Source organism: Rhodopseudomonas sp. B29 (assembly GCF_000333455.1).
Classification (GTDB): domain Bacteria; phylum Pseudomonadota; class Alphaproteobacteria; order Rhizobiales; family Xanthobacteraceae; genus Rhodopseudomonas.
Map to the genome: position 1 here is coordinate 1 of NZ_BADD01000003.1, position 3,059 is coordinate 3,059.

The window sequence follows — 3,059 nt, forward strand, 5'->3', positions numbered from 1 at the left end:
CTTCGGGCTCTTGTAGTTGCCGAGCCCCGCCTTGGCGGCGAGTATGCTGGGCGACCCCATCGGCACGCGGGTCATCGATTCGACGCCGGCGGCGATCACGATGTCCATGGTGCCGGACATCACCGCCTGGGCGGCGAAATGCAGCGCCTGCTGTGACGAGCCGCACTGCCGGTCGATCGAAGTGCCCGGCACGCTCTCCGGCAGCTTCGAAGCCAGCACCGCGTTGCGGCCGATATTGACGGCCTGCTCGCCGCCCTGGCCGACGCACCCCATGATCACGTCTTCGATCTGATCCGGCGCGGCGCCCGAGCGGTCGACCAGCGCATTGATGACGGAGGCGGCGAGATCGACCGGATGCCAGCCGGCGAGCCGGCCTCCCTTGCGGCCGCCTGCGGTGCGTGCAGCTGCGACGATATAGGCCTCGGCCATGGCGATTTTCTCCCTGATCGTGATTGTTGGGTGGGTGTCGGGTTGGGCGGATTTTGGGAGGCGATGAGCTTTTAGTCAATCAATCAATTAACGCTTGAGCGTCCGTTCAAGATCGGCTAAGTCGGCTGCGATGGCAGCGCACAGCACCCAGTCAGCCGTGAGCCGGATACCGGCGAAGAACCCGACCGCAGACAAGCTGCTGGTCGCGGCCGGCGAACTGATGATCGAGCGCAACTCGGTGGAGATCTCGCTCGCCGACATCGCCCAGAAGTCCGGCGTCAACGCTGCGCTGGTGAAATATCATTTCGGCAACAAAGACGGCCTGCTGCTGGCGCTGCTCGAGCGCGACGCCGGCAACGAGATGACCAATCTGGATTATCTCCTGGCGCAGCCGCTGAGCGCCGCCGCCAAGCTGAAGCTGCACATCGCCGGCATCATCAAGGCCTACCATCAATTCCCGTATCTGAACCGGCTGATCCATTACTTGCTGCACGGTTCGAATGCGGAAGCCTCCGAAGAGGTGACGAAATTCTTTGTCGGTCCGCTGATGGATTTTCATCGCCGGCTGCTCGCCGAAGGCGAGGCCAAAGGCGAATTCCGTCACGTCGATCCGGTGTTCTTCTACACGACGCTGATCGGCGCCTGCGATCATCTGTTCTTCGGCCGCCAGACCATGATGCGGGCCATCGGGGTCGGCCCGGTGACCGACGACGTCTGCCGCGCCTACATCGCCCACATCGAACAAATCATTCTCGGTGGTTTGCTGCAGCCTAAGCAGTCTTCCGCCGGATAACCTTCACAACAACAAGAAACCGCCCACCACCAACTTCAGCGACTTTCGAGCGAGACCCGGGACAAGCCCAAGGAAGATCTGACCAACAAAAACAAGAAAACGCCCAAGGACGAGCTCACGGAATCCGCCCGCAAGAGGTGGACGGAATGGAGCTTCAGGCACCCCGGGACCCATTGTTCGACATCTGCGCCAACAAAAAACAACACGACCAAACAACAATAAGAGTTATCGGAAACGCCCTTCAGACCGGAAACGCCCAAGGAGTTCGGCAGCGCCCCGCCACAACAGGCGCGCCGACGGAGGAAACACCCAAGGAGTGATGCCGCCGCAAGGCGCACCACAACGCGAGCACCTCAAGGGGCCGCCATCGATCGAGGAAACGCCCAAGGGCGAAAGGCAGCGACAGGGCCGTTGAAGAGCCCTATGCACCTGCGCCATAACGCATCCGGACCGCACCCGCGGCGAGCGCCCGGCGTCCGGTCCAACGACAATAACCGAGAGTGCCCAAGGAAAGGGATCGACAATGCAGTTGAAAGACGTCTCCGTTCTCATCACCGGCGGAGGCTCGGGTCTGGGCGCCGCGACCGCGCGTGCGATGGCCGCCAAGGGCGCCAAGGTCGCCGTGCTCGACATGAACAAGGACAATGCCGACAAGGTCGCGGCCGAGATCGGCGGCGTTGCCTGCGTCGGTGACGTGTCGCAGGAAGCCCCGGTCAAGGAAGCCATCGCCAAGGCCGAAGCCGCCCACGGCATCGTCCGCGTGCTGGTCAACTGCGCCGGTATCGGCGGCGCGGTGAAGACCGTCGGCAAGAACGGCGCCTATCCCCTCGATCACTTCTCGCGCATCATCAACGTCAATCTGATCGGCAGCTTCAACTGCATCCGTCTCGTCGCCGAGCGCATGCAGAGCGCGCCGACCATCGGCGAAGAGCGCGGCGTGTGCATCAACACCGCGTCGGTCGCGGCCTATGACGGCCAGATCGGTCAGGCCGCGTATTCGGCCTCGAAGGGCGGCATCGTCGGCATGACCCTGCCGGTGGCGCGCGACCTCGCGTCGATGAACATCCGCGTCATGACCATCGCGCCCGGCCTGTTCCTGACGCCGCTGCTGATGGGCCTGTCCGAAGAAGCCCGCAAGAGCCTCGGCGCCCAGGTGCCGCATCCGGCCCGCCTCGGCGATCCGAACGAATACGCCATGCTGGCGGTGCAGATCGTCGAGAACCCGATGCTCAACGGCGAGACCATCCGTCTCGACGGCGCCATCCGCATGGCGCCGCGCTAGTGATGACTTGACCCTCTCCCCTCGTGGGAGAGGGTGGCGAGCGAAGCTCGCCGGGTGAGGGGGCGCTGCGAGTCCCGACCCCTCACCCGGCAGTATCCGCCGCCGACGCAACACTTGCCCTCTCCCACAAGGGGAGAGGGCGCAACAACGATCGCCGCACTCGGCGAACGACAAGCTCCGCAACGGTGGAGCACAAGAACAAGACACGGGAGTAAACATGTGAGCCAGGCCCTGCTCGTGGAGCATCGGGGCGGCGCCGATTGGGTGACGCTCAATCGCCCCGCCAGCCTGAACGCTCTCGATCCCGCAGCGCCGCGCTTGCAAGAACCGAGAGCCGCGGCGCGCATTACCGCTCCGACTATCCGGCCGAAAATCCGGCGCTGGCCACACGTACCACCACGACGCTGGCGCAGGCGCGAGCGATGGCGGCGGAACTCCGTGACGCCACGCCGCACGTCGTGCCGGCCTGAATAGGACATTTTCAATGACTTCGACCGCGCTTGCGCATCCCGACGCATTTCTGTCGCCGCTGATCATCGAGGACGCGGTGCGCCG

The 3,059-nt window shown here is 64.2% G+C and carries 3 protein-coding genes and 2 pseudogenes; 4 read left to right on the forward strand and 1 reads right to left on the reverse strand.

The features are described 5' to 3' along the window. Window positions 1-429, reverse strand: a 429-nt coding sequence (locus I5M_RS00090) for a beta-ketoacyl synthase N-terminal-like domain-containing protein (protein ID WP_022719540.1), incomplete at its 3' end; no start/stop codon positions are given. A 130-nt stretch (window positions 430-559) separates the two neighbouring features. Between I5M_RS00090 and I5M_RS00095 the strand changes: the two genes are divergently transcribed. From I5M_RS00095 to I5M_RS31075, 4 genes and pseudogenes are all read left to right on the forward strand, one after another. Continuing rightward, window positions 560-1,222: a TetR family transcriptional regulator gene (locus I5M_RS00095; protein ID WP_022719541.1), complete on the forward strand. Its 663-nt coding sequence runs from the start codon at window positions 560-562 to the stop codon at window positions 1,220-1,222. Window positions 1,223-1,745: 523 nt separating this feature from the next. After that, window positions 1,746-2,504 carry an SDR family NAD(P)-dependent oxidoreductase gene (locus tag I5M_RS00100; protein ID WP_031334834.1) on the forward strand — a complete coding sequence of 253 codons (759 nt, stop codon included), beginning with the start codon at window positions 1,746-1,748 and terminating at the stop codon, window positions 2,502-2,504. Between the two features lie 219 nt (window positions 2,505-2,723). Further along, window positions 2,724-2,813 (forward strand): annotated as a pseudogene (locus tag I5M_RS33415) (enoyl-CoA hydratase/isomerase family protein); the annotation flags it as partial. Further along, window positions 2,813-2,974, forward strand: a pseudogene (locus tag I5M_RS31075) (hypothetical protein); the annotation flags it as partial. The pseudogenes I5M_RS33415 and I5M_RS31075, both read left to right, overlap by 1 nt. Window positions 2,975-3,059: the final 85 nt, after the last annotated feature.

Excerpts from the sequence above, each read along its gene's own strand:
- I5M_RS00095 (WP_022719541.1), top strand. The coding sequence starts at position 560 with ATGGCAGCGCACAGCACCCAGTCAGCCGTGAGCCGGATACCGGCGAAG.
- I5M_RS00100 (WP_031334834.1), top strand. The coding sequence starts at position 1,746 with ATGCAGTTGAAAGACGTCTCCGTTCTCATCACCGGCGGAGGCTCGGGT.